The following is a 14,411-nucleotide window of genomic DNA, read 5'->3' as shown; positions in this document are numbered from 1 at the left end:
ATATATTTTCAATAAATTTGTTAACCAAATAGTTAAATCAGATAGTTAAATCAGATAGTTAAACATTATGAATAATAAAGAATCAGAAAATACTGAAACTGAAATATTAAATGCAGCAAAGGAAGTTTTCCTACAGAAAGGAATGGCTGGAGCAAGAATGCAAGAAATTGCGGATAAAGCCAATATAAATAAGGCATTATTACATTATTATTATAGAAGCAAACAACTTTTATTCGAGGCAGTTTTTAAAAGTGCTTTTAAATTGTTAGCTCCTCAATTAAATAAAGTGTTGAATGACGACACCGATTTATTTGAAAAAATAAGAAAATTTACAGAGAATTATGTCGCATTTGTAATCAAACATCCTTATTTGCCAAATTTTGTAATACAAGAGTTAAGTAAAAATCCTGATTTTATACAAAAGCTTCGTGCAGAAAAAAACTTCCCTACAATTGATAAATTTAAAATTCAGGTTAATGAAGCGATAGATAAAGGCATTATTAAACCAATTGAAGCAGAACAATTGTTTATTAATATTATATCCTTAAATATTTTTCCATTTATAGGTGAACCTCTATTAATGGCACTTGTGAATATGGACAAAGAAAGCTACAAGAAATTATTAAAAAAACGTAAAACGGAAGTATCGGAGTTTATTATTAATTCAATAAAAATTTAAATTATGAAAAATAATTTAGTAACAATATTGCTTCTAATTTTAACTATTAGTTCTTATGCACAACAAAAACTAACGATTGAAGAATGTTATGCTTTGGCAGAAAAAAATTATCCCATTGCTAAACAAACAAATTTTTTACAACAAAAAACAACGTTTGAAATAGATGCTCTAAATAAAGCAAAATTACCTAAAATAGACATAAACGCACAGGCAACTTATCAATCAGATGTAATTGGATTACCTACTTCTTTACCTGGTGTAGAACCAATAAATAAAGACCAATATAGAGCCACTTTAGATGTAAATCAATTACTTTATAATGGAGGAATGATTAATGCAAACACCAAATTAAAAGAAGCTCAAATGCTTACACAGCAACAACTAGTTGCTGTTAATTTGTATCAACTTAAATCTCGTATCAATTATTCATACATGATGATTTTGTTATGGCAAGACCAAAGAGAATTATTATTAGCCAAACAAAGCACTATCCATTCAAAAATAAAAGAAGTAAAATCAGGTGTAAAAAATGGTGCTATGTTGCCTTCATCTGAACAAGTTTTAGAAGCTGAATTGTTAAAATTAGAACAGGCATTAACTGAAAATACATTTCAACGAATAAAAGAACTTCAAAATTTAGCCGGTTTAACTTCAATAACTATTAAAGAAAACTCTGTTTTAGAAAGACCTAGTTCTGCTTTAGAAAAAAACGGAATTCGACCTGAAATGAAATTTTTTGAATTGCAACAAGCTCAAATAGATGCTTCAAAAAATGTAGTTTCAAAATCAATTTTACCAAAATTAAACGCTTTTGGACAAGCAGGTTATGGAAATCCAGGTTTGAACATGCTTAATAATTCATTTGACGATTTTTATGTTGTAGGTTTAAAATTGAATTGGAATGTATTTGATTGGAATAAATCAAAATCGGAGAAACAAGCTTTAGATATTGCAAAAGAAATTGTTACAACTGAAAAAGAAACTTTTGAAACCAATAATCAAATGCAATTAAACGAATTACAATCTGAAATTTCTAAACTAGAAACCATTATTAAAACAGATTCTCAAATTATTCTGTTACGGGAAAAAGTTGTTCAATCTTCCGATTCTCAAATGCGAAATGGTGTGATTACAACATCTGAATATGTTTCAGAATTAAATCAACTTTTTGATGCTAAAACCAATCAAAAAGTACATCAAACACAATTAGAATTGGCTAAAATAAATTATCAAACTATTAAAGGAACCCATTAAGATGAAAAAAAGTATTTTATATATTACATTATTAGCGATATTTTCTTGTAACAAAGACAAAAATGAAGCAGATGCTTTTGGAAACTTTGAAGCTACAGAAATAACTATTTCATCTGAAGCAAACGGAAAAATCGAATTTCTAAAACTTGAAGAAGGAGATCTTTTACAAGAAAACGCTTTAGTTGGACAAATAGATACCACTCAATTGTATTTGAATAAACAACAATTATTAGCTTCAAAAAATACGATTTATTCTAAATCAACTAATGTTTTATCACAACGAAATGTGTTAAACGAACAATTAAAAACGACTTTAATTGAGCAAAAAAGAATTCAAAATATGTTTGCTGAAAGTGCTGCAACAAAACGTCAAGTAGATGAAGTAAACGGAAAAGTAAGTGTTTTAAAGCAACAAATGCAAAGTGTTGAAACCCAAAATGCACCAATTATTAACGAAGTTAAATCGATTGAAATTCAGATTGAAAAGATAAACGACCAATTAAAAAAATCAAAAATCTTCAATCCAATTTCTGGTACTGTTTTGGCCAAATATGCCGAACCAAACGAAATCACAGCTTTTGGTAAACCATTATATAAAATGGCAAATTTAAATGAAATGACACTGCGAGTTTATTTTAGTGAAACCCAATTAGCATCCATAAAAGTCGGGCAAGATGTAAACGTAACTATTGATGATAAAGATGGAACAAAACCCTATAAAGGAAAAATTTCATGGATTTCATCATCAGCAGAATTCACACCAAAAATCATTCAAACAAAAGAGGAAAGAGTCAATTTGGTGTATGCTGTAAAAATTATCGTAAAAAATGATGGTGCATTGAAAATTGGAATGCCAGCAGAAGTTAAATTTTAATAAAATTTAAAATAAATACTAACTTAAAACTAAAAATCATGAATGGTAAAAACAACATCGCAATTGGTTTTCTTACAATGGGCTTTTTTATGGCTTATGGATTTCTTTTAATTTATTTAAGAGATTTTGCTCCGGGTAAGGAAGAATGGGCAAATACATATAGTATTGGTAAACATTTTGAAACTAGATTAGCTCATGTACATGGCAATTTATTCGCATTTTTAAATATTGTAATTGGATATTTATTGCTTCATTTTCAAAACGAATTAAAAAATGTGAAAGCAATTTCTTGGTTGGCTTTAATAGGTTTACTTATGCCAATTGGAATATTATCTGAAGTATATTTAGGTTTTCCACCAATTTTTGTGCTATTAGGAGCTATTGCAATGACAGCATCAGTTGTATGGCTTGGTGTTTCTTTTTTAAAAATGAAACCTTCAATAAAATAAAATTAACTTATTAAAATAAAAAATAATGGAAAAATTTAATGCAATTGGTTTAGACCAAAAAAAAGTAGAAAACTTGGCGAAAAAGCTAAATATATTACTATCTAACTATTCAATCTTCTATCAAAATACAAGAGGATTTCATTGGAACATTCAAGGAGAGAAATTTTTTGAATTACATTTAAAATTTGAAGAACTTTATAATGATTTATTACTAAAAATCGATGAAATAGCCGAACGTATATTAACATTGGGCTATACTCCAGAACACAGTTATAATGAATACACTAAAACTTCCACTATAATTGAAAGCAATAAAGTTTCAGATGGTCTTACAGCTGTAGCACAAATTCTTGAAAGCTTGAAAATAGTTATTGTAATGCAAAGAGCAATTCTTGAATTAGCAAGCGATGCAAACGATGAAGGTACAAATGCTTTAATGAGTGATTATATCCGTTTTCAAGAGAAACAAATTTGGATGTATTCATCGTTTTTAAACAAGTAAAAAAATGGAAAAGCACTATTATAATGTTGATGTAAATTGGAGCAGTGATCGTAAAGGAAATTTATGTTCTCCCGAAATAAATCAATTTAATGCAGTAAAAAAATGTATTGAAGTGGCTACTCCACCTGAATTTCAAAAAGGAATACCAGGTATTTGGACTCCAGAACACTTGTTTACTGCCGCAGTAAGCAGTTGTTTAATGACTACTTTTTTAGCAATTGCAGAAAACTCTAAACTTGAATTTAAAAATTTCAGTTGCAAGTCTAAAGGTGTTTTAGAACAAATAGAAGGTAAATTTCTAATAAGTGAAATAATCCTAGAACCAACAATTATTATTAATGATGAAAAAAATCGTGAAAGAGCTGAAAGAGTTATTCAAAAATCGGAAACTGCATGTTTAATTTCAAATTCAATAATTTCTAAAATTACTATGAATTCAATAATAAAAACAGAGTGATTATGAAAAAGTTAATTTCATATGGTATAGCATTTTTATTAGCTGCATTTGGACTTTTGACTTTGTTCTTGAGTGCTTCGGTTATTTTTGATTTATTTGGAATAAGAGCCAAAGAAGGTAATTACGTTTTATTCATTGTTTGGGCAAATTTCATTAGCAGTATAATTTATTTAATTGCTAGTTATGGTATATTAAAAAGTAAAAAGTGGGCAACTACTATTTTAGGAGTATCGGCACTAATTCTCATAAACGCATTCATAGTTTTTATTATTTATATATACGCTGATGGTATTCATGAAACTAAAACAATTGGTGCAATGATTTTTAGAATCATTATAACCCTATTTTTTATAGCATTAGCCTATTTTACAATTAACAAAAGTAAACAAATTAAAAAATTATGAACAAATTAAAAATTACATCAATCCTATTATCAACGTTCTTTCTTTTTTCTTGCAACGACAAAGCAAAAAATGAATCTGCTGAAACAAGTCAAGCTACTAAAACAGAAGTTCACGAACATTCAAATGACGAAACCATTCAACTAAATGATGGACAAAAATGGAAAGTAGATGTTGATATGATAGCTCATATTCGTACTATGGAAAATGACGTGACTTCATTTGACAAAGAAACACCTGAAAACTATCAATTATTAGCTGATAATTTGAAAAAAAATCTTGATTTATTAACATCAAATTGCACTATGAAAGGTCAAGCTCATGATGAATTACATAAATGGTTACTTCCTTATATCGAATTAGTTGATGATTTTTCAAAAGATAAATCAAATGAAAACCTGGCTAAAATTCAAGAATCATTTACAACCTTTAATCAATATTTCCAATGATATTAAAAAATCTTCACACCGAAAATACAGCAGTTCAAACACAGTTGTTGTTTGAATCAAATGATAAAAAAGTTGTTTCATTACAAATTGCTAAAGGCGAAACCTTAAAAGAACACGTTTCAAAAATACCTGCATTATTAGTTTGTATTTCTGGAAATGCCGTTTTTACTGATGAAAAAGGAACTGTAATTAATCTTAATTCCGGAGTTTATGTAATGATAGAAGTAAATATTAAACATGAAGTAAAAGCAATAGAAGAAAGTAATTTTCTGTTAATTAAATAGCTAATTACTAGTAACTAGTAACTAATCACTTTTAAAATAATGAGTATTTCTGTCCAAAACATATCAAAATCCTACAAATCAATCCAAGCCATTGATGACGTTTCCTTTGAAGTAAATGAAGGAGAATTATTTGGCCTTATTGGACCAGATGGAGCAGGAAAAACTACTATTTTCAGAATATTAACAACGCTTTTAATTGCCAATAAAGGTAACGCAAAAGTTTTAGAATATGATGTAGTTAAAGATTACAAAGCCATTCGAAATTCTGTGGGTTATATGCCAGGAAAGTTTTCACTGTACCAAGATTTAACAGTAGAAGAAAACCTAACCTTTTTTGCCACTATTTTCGGAACAACCATTGAAGAAAATTACGATTTAATCGAAGATATTTACGTTCAAATAGAACCGTTTAAAAAACGAAGAGCAGGAGCATTGTCTGGAGGAATGAAACAAAAACTAGCATTGTGTTGTGCTTTAATTCACGCACCAAAAGTTTTGTTTTTAGACGAACCCACAACTGGAGTTGATCCCGTTTCTCGTAAAGAATTTTGGCAAATGCTAAAACGATTACAGCAAAAAGGAATCACGATTTTAGTTTCAACACCTTACATGGACGAAGCTTCATTGTGTGATAGAATTGCTTTAATACAAAAAGGAAAAATCTTGAAAATCGATTCACCAAGCAACATCATTTCAAAATACGACAAAGTAATTTATGATATTCAATCTAAAAACACACACGGATTAATTCACGATTTAAAAAATTACCCAAGTCATTTTAGTGTTTATGCTTTTGGAGAATTTATTCATTATATAGATACAAATCAAAACTTTAATCCAAACGATTTACAGGATTATTTACAACAAAAAAATCACACTCAAATTATCATAAAACCTGCTCAAACGACAATTGAAGATGTGTTTATGGATTTATAATTATGAACGAAGAAAAAATCATACAAGTCGAAAACCTAACCAAAAAATTTGGAGATTTCACTGCTGTCAAAGGAATTACTTTTGATGTGTATAAAGGAGAAATTTTCGGTTTTCTTGGAGCAAACGGAGCAGGAAAAACTACCGCAATGAAAATGCTCATCGGAATTTCTAATCCAACTTCAGGAAAAGCAAATGTTGCTGGTTTTGATGTATTGTCACAATCAGAAATGGTTAAGAAAAGTATTGGTTATATGAGCCAGAAATTTTCAATGTACGATGACTTAACAATTAAAGAGAACATTACTTTTTTTGGAGGAATTTACGGTTTATCTAGAAAACAAATCAAACAAAAAATTACACAATTAGTTGAAGAGTTAGAACTTCAAGAGGTTATAAATAATTTAGTGGGTTCATTACCATTAGGTTGGAAACAGAAATTATCTTTTTCTGTTGCCTTGTTGCATGAACCTAAAATTGTTTTTCTAGACGAACCAACAGGTGGCGTTGATCCAATAACAAGAAGACAATTTTGGGAAATGATATATACACAAGCTTACAAAGGAACAACCATTTTTGTAACCACACATTACATGGATGAAGCCGAATATTGCGACCGTGTTTCCATTATGGTTGATGGTGCTATTGAAGCATTAGACTCTCCAAAAAAACTAAAAGAACAATTCCAAGTAGATTCAATGAATGATGTGTTTTTAAAATTAGCACGTAATATTGAGTAAGCTAATTACTATTAACTAGTTACTAATTACTATTATAAATGAAAAGATTCATCGGTTTTGTAAAAAAAGAATTCTATCACATTTTTCGTGATAAACGCTCCTTGTTTATTTTATTTGGAATGCCTATTGCTCAAATTTTATTGTTTGGTTTTGCAATTACAAATGAAATTAATAATGTAGAAATTGCAATTTTTGACCAATCAAATGATGTAGAAACACAAAAAATTATTAACAAAATAAAATCGTCTCCTTATTTTAATGTCGAAAATCAAATAAATAATGAAAGTGATATTGAAAAAGAATTTAAAAAAGGAAAAATTAAAGCGGTTTTAATTTTTGAACGTGATTTTAGTAAAAATTTGCAAACAAAAAATGTTGCAGTAGTACAAGCTATAACCGATGCTACAGAACCAAACGTAGCAAACACAATAGCAAATTATACATCTGCGATTATTCAAAATTATCAGTCACAAAAAAAACAACCTAAAACAAATTTAGTAAAAGTTGAAGTACAATCGAGAATGTTTTATAATCCAGAACTTAAAAGTGTTTTCAATTTTGTTCCCGGTGTTATGACTGTTATTTTAATGTTAGTGTCTGCAATGATGACTTCTATTTCTATTACACGAGAAAAAGAAATCGGTACAATGGAAATCCTTTTGGTTTCTCCAATAAAACCTTTTCAGGTAATTATTGGCAAAGTATTTCCTTATATTTTTCTATCAATCATTAATGCTATAATCATACTATTATTGGGCTTTTTTGTTTTCAAAATGCCAATAAATGGTAGCTTACTACTTTTATCTTTTGAAAGCATTTTATTCATTATATCTGCTCTTTCTTTAGGGATTTTAATTTCCACTATTTCAGATTCGCAACAAACGGCAATGATGCTATCCTTGATGGGGCTAATGCTACCTGTTATAATACTTTCTGGTTTTATTTTCCCAATAAATAGTATGCCTTTGCCAATGCAAATCATCAGTAATATTATTCCTGCTAAATGGTTCATTATTATTGTAAAAGCCATAATGCTTAAAGGTGTTGGTATTCAATATATTTGGAAAGAAACACTCATATTAATTGGAATGACAACACTATTTATAACAATAAGTATTAAAAAATATAAAATCAGATTAGAATAAAATTATTTTTTTAAATACACTTAATATTTTCTAAATGAAAACAATATTATTCATCATACAAAAAGAGTTCAAGCAGATTTTTAGAGATAAAAGTATGCTTCAGCTAATATTTATTTTACCTATTTTACAATTATTAATTTTGTCGAATGCTGCCACATTTGATGTTAAAAATATTGCTATCACTTTTGTTGATAATAATCAAAGTCGAGAATCTAGAGAGTTAATAAGTGCATTTGACGCTTCTACCTATTTTAATGTTACAGAATCTTATTTTTCAGAGAATAAAGCTATTGAAGAAATGCAAAAAGGTAAAACAGATATTATTGTAAACATTCCTGTAAACTTTAATCGAAATCTACAAAAAGATAAAAAAGGAAGTATTTCTGTTAACATTAATGCTATTGATGCTGCAACTGCTGGTGTAGAAAATGTGTATGTAACACAGATCGTTAGTGCTTATAATAAGAATATTCAAATACAATCTAAATATATTTCAGAAAACAAAGAAGTAGAACAAAATATAATGGTTATACCTTCTTTTTGGTATAACAATACCTTAAACTACAAAACCTTTATGGTTCCAGGCATATTAGTTTTGTTGGTAACCATGCTAACATTGTTTCTTTCGTCTATGAATATTGTTAGAGAAAAAGAGTTGGGTACATTAGAGCAAATAAACGTTACACCAATAAAAAAATATCAATTTATTATCGGAAAATTATTTCCGTTTTGGGTACTTGGATTAGTCATTTTGACTGTAGGTTTAATTATATCTAAAGTTGTTTTTAATGTTCCAATGCTAGGTAATATTTTATTAGTTTATGGCTTCACATCTATTTATTTACTTTTAATATTAGGGTTTGGTCTTTTCATATCTAATCACACAGAAACCCAACAACAAGCTATGTTTATTGCTTGGTTTTTTATGGTAATCTTTATTTTAATGAGTGGTTTGTTTACGCCTATTGAAAGTATGCCAAAATGGGCACAAAACATTACTTTGTTAAACCCAATTCGTTATTTTGTTGAGTTTATTAGAATGGTACTTTTAAAAGGTTCTGGTTTTGTTGAGGTACTAAATAATTTATTAATAGTATTTGGATTTGCAGTAGTTGTAAATGGTTTGGCTGTTTGGAGTTATAAAAAAACAAATTAAAAATTTTAAGTGACTCTATTTGATAGTTTTAAAGAATAGAACCAAACCAAGATGATTTATTTGTATAAGGAAATATAACATAGATAATTTTTAAAATAATTTGCTAAATGCAGTAAAAAATAAAACATTATGAAAATTAAATTCATTGGAGGTGCAGGAACTGTAACAGGTTCAAAAACACTAATCGAAAGTAATGGAGTAACAATTCTTATAGATTGCGGTCTTTTTCAAGGCATAAAACCCTTACGTGAACTCAACTGGGAACCATTACCAGTTTTACCATCAACAATTGATTTTGTTCTACTAACACACGGTCATTTAGACCATTGCGGTTGGTTGCCTAGATTAGTTGATCAAGGTTTTAAAGGTAAGATTTACTGCACGAGTCCAACCAAAGACATCGCAAAACTTATTTTATTGGATAGTGCAAAAATTCAGGAAGAAGAAGCTAACAAAGCTAATGAAGGGCATTATTCAAAACACCAAATTGCAAAACCACTTTATACAGTAGAACAAGCAAAACAAGTTTTTCCTCTTTTTAGAGTAGTAAAAGTGAATGAAGTTGTCAATCTTGATGCTGAAATTGAGGCAGTTTTTACAAATGCAGGACATATCATTGGAGCTTGTACAATAGATTTAATGATTGAAAATAAAAAATTAGTTTTTTCTGGAGATATTGGTCGTGATGACGATGTACTTATGTATGCACCAACAAAACCGAAAAATGCCGATTATATTTTTCTTGAAAGCACTTATGGTAATAGAATTCATCCAGACACTGATACAAAATTTGAGCTAGAAACTTACATTAACAATACAGTCAACAAAGGCGGCACAATCATTATTCCAAGTTTTGCTGTCGAACGAGCTCAAACGGTAATGTATTTGCTTTGGCAACTTAAAAGTGAAGGTAAAATTCCAAATATTCCCTACATCATTGATACACCAATGGGAATAAGAATATTAGACGTTTTTGAAAATAACACAAAATGGCACAAACTCTCTCCAAACGAATGTGTTGAAATGTGTAAAATGTTTACCATGATTATCGATTATAAAGACACAATTGAAGCTATTTATGATAAACAACCTAAAGTAGTCATTGCTGCTAGCGGAATGGTTACAGGTGGTCGAGTATTAAGCTATTTAGAAAAATATATAGGTTTGCCTGAAACAACTGTTATTATCGTTGGATATCAAGCTGAAGGAACTCGTGGACGAAAATTATTAGAAGGTGCAAAAGACATCAAAATTCATGGAAAATATTATGAAGTAAAAGCAAATATTCTTGAAATTGAAGGATTATCAGCTCACGGCGACCAGCAAGATTTAATCAACTGGCTTTCAATATTAGAAAATAAACCTAAAAAAGTATTCTTGGTTCACGGTGAAAATATTCCAGCAGATGAACTACGTATTAAAATAAACGAGAAATATGGTTTTGATTGCGTTGTAGCTTTAATGGGACAAGAGATTGATTTATAATCTCTGATAACTAAAATAATGTAACATGAAAAAGCATAAAAATAAATTAATTACAAATGAATCTTTATTTATTCGAGGGCCGCTATCTCGATTTAAAGAACTCATGTTTACTTTTAAGGTTCAATTTAATTTTATAAAATCTTTTAGAAAGTTACATTTTATTGGCCCTTGTGTAACCGTTTTTGGATCTGCTAGATTTACACCCGATTCAGAACATTACCAAAATGCAGAAAAAATTGGTGCTGAAATTTCTAAACTAGGATTTACTGTTTTGACTGGTGGTGGTCCAGGAATAATGGAAGCGGCAAATAAAGGAGCTTTTGAAAATGGCGGATATTCTGTAGGTTGCAATATTGTATTGCCACGAGAACAAAAACCTAACCCATACTTACATAAATGGATAGATATTCCATATTTTTTTGTTCGTAAAGTTGTTTTAATAAAATATTCATACGCTTTTATTGTAATGCCGGGTGGTGTTGGAACTTTAGATGAATTATTTGAAGCACTTACATTAATTCAAACCAAAGTAATTAAAAACTTTCCAATAATTATTTTTGATTCAGAATATCATAAAGAACTTTGTCATCATATTAAAATTATGGTTGAAAATGAAAGCATTAGTCCAGAAGATATGAAGCTACTTTACGTTACGGATTCAATACCTGATTTAGTAACACATCTAGAAACTCATGCAATTGAAAAATTTGGATTAATCAAACAACAAATTAAACCAAAATGGTGGTTTTTTGAAAATACATCTAAAAAATGAAAAAACTAATAACAACATTATTTTTAGTTCTTTTATCCAATTATTCTCAAGGTCAAGAGTCCTATTCTTTAACGGTTAAAGTTTCAGATTTAAGAAACTCTAATGGAGATGTTCTTTTTTTATTATACAATAAAGAGGGTTCAATACCTGATGAGAAAATTAAAAACTATTATAAAAAAGAAGTTGGTACAATTTCTATGAATTCATCAACTATAACATTTAATAATATTCCTAAAGGGAAATATGCAGTATTTATACTTCATGACGAAAATAAAAATGGCAAAATTGACAAAAAATTCATTCTACCTATAGAAGGAATAGGTTTTTCGAATTATCAAAATATCAACTTAACAAATAGACCTAATTTTTCCAAAGCTAGTTTTAAAATAGATGAAAACTTAACAAAAAGTATTAAAATTATTTATAAGTAACGAAGTCAAACTATTTCAAAATGATATAACCTTTATCAGTCTAATTATGAATATTATAAATAAAATTATGAGAAATAGTATAGTATTAGTATTTGTTATTTTAGTCTCAAATATTACATATGCACAAACTAAAGCAGATTCAATAACTTCACTTGATTTAGATAAAATAGCACAAGTAAATCAAGGAGAAAGTTATGTTACTTTTCCTTTTGATGTTGGAAATTTAGAACCTTTAATGTTTGAGGCAAATGTTAGCCCTAATTTTAAGATTAGAGAACGTAAAGATTCTAGATTAATGGCAGTGCTTACTTCTCAAATTATTATACGAATGTATGACGAATACTCTTATCCAGTAAGAACACCTAGTTACATACCTCAAATTGCGTTCTATTTTTTAACAGGACATAAAGATGCAGCCAATAAATTAACTTTATTTGGTAAAATTGCTCATCATTCTAATGGTCAAGATGGTAATTTTTATACAGATGATGGAAAAGTCAATTTACAATCAGGAAATTTTGCAACAAACTATTTAGAATTAGGGTTTTTACAATCATCATATAGTCAAAACTTGAAAGCTTTCAAATTTATAAAAAGTTCTGTTGAAATTCACCCAAAGAGTTGGATGTTAGAGGAACTTCATGGTCAATATAGCGGATTGCGATGGCACAATACTTTTTTAGCTTATAAACTTCCTATGAAAACAAACCTTGTAAAAAGTAGTGAACAAAGAGCAAACTTTTCTGTAAAAGCAGAAACAACTTTGATGCTAGATAATATTAACAATTGGGATACTTTTAATTCAAAAAGAATTAATGCCAGTTTAATTGTTTATTATCATCCCAAATTTTTAGAAGACATTGGATTTTTTGTTCAATTCTATCAAGGTATGGATTATTATAATATTTATTTCCAACATCAAATCAGCTCAATTAGATTTGGTATTATGACCGAAACTTTACGTTTTTAAAACAATATTTATGAAAGAAAAACCAATATTTATAAAGAAGAGTAATAAAGAAGTTGAACCTTTTTTAACTCATAAACTAGAACAATCACTTCAACATAGTGGTGCAACTAAAGAAGAAATTGAAAACATTATATCTAAAATAGAACCAGATATTTATGACGGAATTTCTACAAATGAAATATATAAAAAAGTGTATGCTTATTTAAAAAAATCAAACCGAACATCAGCTTCACGATATAGTCTAAAACGGGCTATTTTTGAATTAGGCCCAACGGGTTATCCGTTTGAAAGATTAGTTGGAGCTTTATTACGTGAAAAAGGATATGAAACAAAAGTCAGTGTTATTTTAAATGGCGAATGCGTAACACATGAAATAGATGTATTGGCAGAAAAAGAAGGAAACGTTTATGCAATTGAATGTAAATTTCATTCTGATGCTAAAGTGGTTAGTAATGTCAAAATTCCATTATACATAAATTCAAGGTTTTTAGACATACAAAAACAATGGAATACTAATTCTAACAATTCAACGCACCTCAAACAAGGTTGGTTGGTTACAAATACAAGGTTTACACTAGATGCAATAAACTATGCAAAATGTGTTGGATTAACTTTATTAAGCTGGGATTACCCAAAAGCCAATGGTATAAAAGCCAATATTGATACTTATGGATTATATCCAGTAACAGTATTAACAACATTAACCATAAAAGAAAAACACCAACTAATTGATAAAGATATTGTATTGGTTAAAGAATTATTTAAAGCTTCTTATATGTTGAAAAAAATTGGAATATCTGAAATTAGAATTAAACGGGTTTTAGACGAAATTACGCACTTATGTAAAATTTAATATCTATGGAAAACACTAATAAAGAAAGTAAAAGTAGTTTGCGTCAAGAAAAATTGGCGAAATTTGACACTCGTGGAGTGCAAACACTTTTTAAAACGCTATCAAGAAATCACTACATGTTATTAAAGATGATTGATAATAAAGCAAGAATTATTTTAACAGTAAATTCTATCATTACTTCTTTACTATTTGGTATTCATTTTATTACAACAGAATCTAAAACAATAAACATAAATATTGGTACTAAAATATTGGTAATAAGCAGTATGTTGTCTATGATTTTTGCATTAATAAGCATGTTGCCACATAGGTATTTAGGTAAAGTTTTTCAAAACAGCGGTTATAAAGGAACGTTATATGCCGCTAATTTTTCAAAACAGTCGCTATCTGAATTTAAGAAAGAAATTGAACGCATCATGGATAGCGGAAATTCCGTTTACGATGAAATGATTTATGATATTTACTTTTTAGGATTGGTAATTACTAAAAAACAACAATTATTATATGTTTCAGTTATAGTTCTATTGATAGGTGTATTAGCAACACTTACTTATGCTATTTTTAGTATTTAAATTAG

At 28.5% G+C, this 14,411-nt stretch carries 19 protein-coding genes; all 19 read left to right on the top strand.

Annotated features, from left to right (window positions below):
• Window positions 1–67: 67 nt before the first annotated feature.
• The 19 genes from ACUSJC_RS10505 to ACUSJC_RS10415 all read left to right on the top strand — a co-directional run bounded on the left by ACUSJC_RS10505 (window position 68) and on the right by ACUSJC_RS10415 (window position 14,406).
• Window positions 68–679 (top strand): TetR/AcrR family transcriptional regulator, encoded by a 612-nt coding sequence (locus tag ACUSJC_RS10505; protein WP_449269519.1) that lies wholly within the window; start codon window positions 68–70, stop codon window positions 677–679.
• Window positions 680–682: 3 nt separating this feature from the next.
• On the top strand, window positions 683–1,933 hold the full coding sequence (locus ACUSJC_RS10500; RefSeq protein ID WP_449269518.1) for a TolC family protein: 1,251 nt from the start codon (window positions 683–685) through the stop codon (window positions 1,931–1,933).
• A gap of 1 nt (window position 1,934) precedes the next feature.
• Window positions 1,935–2,807 (top strand): HlyD family secretion protein, encoded by an 873-nt coding sequence (locus tag ACUSJC_RS10495; RefSeq protein WP_449269517.1) that lies wholly within the window; start codon window positions 1,935–1,937, stop codon window positions 2,805–2,807.
• A 38-nt stretch (window positions 2,808–2,845) separates the two neighbouring features.
• Window positions 2,846–3,256, top strand: coding sequence for a hypothetical protein (locus ACUSJC_RS10490; RefSeq protein ID WP_449269516.1), 411 nt, complete (start codon window positions 2,846–2,848; stop codon window positions 3,254–3,256).
• A gap of 25 nt (window positions 3,257–3,281) precedes the next feature.
• A complete protein-coding gene (locus ACUSJC_RS10485) occupies window positions 3,282–3,758 on the top strand; it encodes a Dps family protein (RefSeq protein WP_449269515.1) in 477 nt (158 codons plus the stop codon).
• A gap of 4 nt (window positions 3,759–3,762) precedes the next feature.
• On the top strand, window positions 3,763–4,215 hold the full coding sequence (locus ACUSJC_RS10480) for an OsmC family protein (RefSeq protein WP_264558378.1): 453 nt from the start codon (window positions 3,763–3,765) through the stop codon (window positions 4,213–4,215).
• A gap of 2 nt (window positions 4,216–4,217) precedes the next feature.
• The gene (locus ACUSJC_RS10475; RefSeq protein ID WP_264558377.1) at window positions 4,218–4,619 is read left to right on the top strand and encodes a hypothetical protein; all 402 of its coding nucleotides are present in this window, start codon (window positions 4,218–4,220) and stop codon (window positions 4,617–4,619) included.
• Entirely contained in the window at window positions 4,616–5,065 is a 450-nt protein-coding gene (locus ACUSJC_RS10470) for a hypothetical protein (RefSeq protein WP_264558376.1), read from the top strand. The genes ACUSJC_RS10475 and ACUSJC_RS10470 overlap by 4 nt, the downstream gene beginning before the upstream one ends.
• Window positions 5,062–5,349 (top strand): hypothetical protein, encoded by a 288-nt coding sequence (locus ACUSJC_RS10465; RefSeq protein ID WP_250593408.1) that lies wholly within the window; start codon window positions 5,062–5,064, stop codon window positions 5,347–5,349. Before ACUSJC_RS10470 ends, ACUSJC_RS10465 begins: the two co-directional genes overlap by 4 nt.
• Window positions 5,350–5,388: 39 nt before the next feature.
• Window positions 5,389–6,285 (top strand): ABC transporter ATP-binding protein, encoded by an 897-nt coding sequence (locus tag ACUSJC_RS10460; protein ID WP_264558375.1) that lies wholly within the window; start codon window positions 5,389–5,391, stop codon window positions 6,283–6,285.
• A 2-nt stretch (window positions 6,286–6,287) separates the two neighbouring features.
• Window positions 6,288–7,022, top strand: coding sequence for an ABC transporter ATP-binding protein (locus tag ACUSJC_RS10455; protein WP_250593406.1), 735 nt, complete (start codon window positions 6,288–6,290; stop codon window positions 7,020–7,022).
• Between the two features lie 38 nt (window positions 7,023–7,060).
• Window positions 7,061–8,167: an ABC transporter permease gene (locus ACUSJC_RS10450; RefSeq protein ID WP_449269514.1), complete on the top strand. Its 1,107-nt coding sequence runs from the start codon at window positions 7,061–7,063 to the stop codon at window positions 8,165–8,167.
• Window positions 8,168–8,201: 34 nt separating this feature from the next.
• A complete protein-coding gene (locus ACUSJC_RS10445) occupies window positions 8,202–9,323 on the top strand; it encodes an ABC transporter permease (protein WP_250593404.1) in 1,122 nt (373 codons plus the stop codon).
• Window positions 9,324–9,452: 129 nt separating this feature from the next.
• Complete coding sequence (locus ACUSJC_RS10440; protein WP_264558372.1) at window positions 9,453–10,808, top strand: MBL fold metallo-hydrolase RNA specificity domain-containing protein; 1,356 nt, start codon at window positions 9,453–9,455, stop codon at window positions 10,806–10,808.
• Between the two features lie 25 nt (window positions 10,809–10,833).
• Window positions 10,834–11,580, top strand: coding sequence for an LOG family protein (locus tag ACUSJC_RS10435; RefSeq protein WP_264558371.1), 747 nt, complete (start codon window positions 10,834–10,836; stop codon window positions 11,578–11,580).
• Window positions 11,577–12,011 (top strand): DUF2141 domain-containing protein, encoded by a 435-nt coding sequence (locus ACUSJC_RS10430; RefSeq protein WP_264558370.1) that lies wholly within the window; start codon window positions 11,577–11,579, stop codon window positions 12,009–12,011. The genes ACUSJC_RS10435 and ACUSJC_RS10430 overlap by 4 nt, the downstream gene beginning before the upstream one ends.
• A 67-nt stretch (window positions 12,012–12,078) precedes the next feature.
• On the top strand, window positions 12,079–12,981 hold the full coding sequence (locus ACUSJC_RS10425) for a hypothetical protein (protein ID WP_264558369.1): 903 nt from the start codon (window positions 12,079–12,081) through the stop codon (window positions 12,979–12,981).
• A gap of 10 nt (window positions 12,982–12,991) precedes the next feature.
• Window positions 12,992–13,834 carry a restriction endonuclease gene (locus tag ACUSJC_RS10420; RefSeq protein ID WP_449269513.1) on the top strand — a complete coding sequence of 281 codons (843 nt, stop codon included), beginning with the start codon at window positions 12,992–12,994 and terminating at the stop codon, window positions 13,832–13,834.
• Window positions 13,835–13,839: 5 nt separating this feature from the next.
• Window positions 13,840–14,406: a Pycsar system effector family protein gene (locus tag ACUSJC_RS10415; protein WP_264558367.1), complete on the top strand. Its 567-nt coding sequence runs from the start codon at window positions 13,840–13,842 to the stop codon at window positions 14,404–14,406.
• Window positions 14,407–14,411: the final 5 nt, after the last annotated feature.

Source organism: Flavobacterium sp. U410, assembly GCF_053570605.1.
This window is presented reverse-complemented; position numbering and strand designations above follow the sequence as displayed.

Coding starts and splice junctions, on each gene's coding strand:
- ACUSJC_RS10505 (WP_449269519.1), top strand. CDS start 68: ATGAATAATAAAGAATCAGAAAATACTGAAACTGAAATATTAAATGCA.
- ACUSJC_RS10500 (WP_449269518.1), top strand. CDS start 683: ATGAAAAATAATTTAGTAACAATATTGCTTCTAATTTTAACTATTAGT.
- ACUSJC_RS10495 (WP_449269517.1), top strand. CDS start 1,935: ATGAAAAAAAGTATTTTATATATTACATTATTAGCGATATTTTCTTGT.
- ACUSJC_RS10490 (WP_449269516.1), top strand. CDS start 2,846: ATGAATGGTAAAAACAACATCGCAATTGGTTTTCTTACAATGGGCTTT.
- ACUSJC_RS10485 (WP_449269515.1), top strand. CDS start 3,282: ATGGAAAAATTTAATGCAATTGGTTTAGACCAAAAAAAAGTAGAAAAC.
- ACUSJC_RS10480 (WP_264558378.1), top strand. CDS start 3,763: ATGGAAAAGCACTATTATAATGTTGATGTAAATTGGAGCAGTGATCGT.
- ACUSJC_RS10475 (WP_264558377.1), top strand. CDS start 4,218: ATGAAAAAGTTAATTTCATATGGTATAGCATTTTTATTAGCTGCATTT.
- ACUSJC_RS10470 (WP_264558376.1), top strand. CDS start 4,616: ATGAACAAATTAAAAATTACATCAATCCTATTATCAACGTTCTTTCTT.
- ACUSJC_RS10465 (WP_250593408.1), top strand. CDS start 5,062: ATGATATTAAAAAATCTTCACACCGAAAATACAGCAGTTCAAACACAG.
- ACUSJC_RS10460 (WP_264558375.1), top strand. CDS start 5,389: ATGAGTATTTCTGTCCAAAACATATCAAAATCCTACAAATCAATCCAA.
- ACUSJC_RS10455 (WP_250593406.1), top strand. CDS start 6,288: ATGAACGAAGAAAAAATCATACAAGTCGAAAACCTAACCAAAAAATTT.
- ACUSJC_RS10450 (WP_449269514.1), top strand. CDS start 7,061: ATGAAAAGATTCATCGGTTTTGTAAAAAAAGAATTCTATCACATTTTT.
- ACUSJC_RS10445 (WP_250593404.1), top strand. CDS start 8,202: ATGAAAACAATATTATTCATCATACAAAAAGAGTTCAAGCAGATTTTT.
- ACUSJC_RS10440 (WP_264558372.1), top strand. CDS start 9,453: ATGAAAATTAAATTCATTGGAGGTGCAGGAACTGTAACAGGTTCAAAA.
- ACUSJC_RS10435 (WP_264558371.1), top strand. CDS start 10,834: ATGAAAAAGCATAAAAATAAATTAATTACAAATGAATCTTTATTTATT.
- ACUSJC_RS10430 (WP_264558370.1), top strand. CDS start 11,577: ATGAAAAAACTAATAACAACATTATTTTTAGTTCTTTTATCCAATTAT.
- ACUSJC_RS10425 (WP_264558369.1), top strand. CDS start 12,079: ATGAGAAATAGTATAGTATTAGTATTTGTTATTTTAGTCTCAAATATT.
- ACUSJC_RS10420 (WP_449269513.1), top strand. CDS start 12,992: ATGAAAGAAAAACCAATATTTATAAAGAAGAGTAATAAAGAAGTTGAA.
- ACUSJC_RS10415 (WP_264558367.1), top strand. CDS start 13,840: ATGGAAAACACTAATAAAGAAAGTAAAAGTAGTTTGCGTCAAGAAAAA.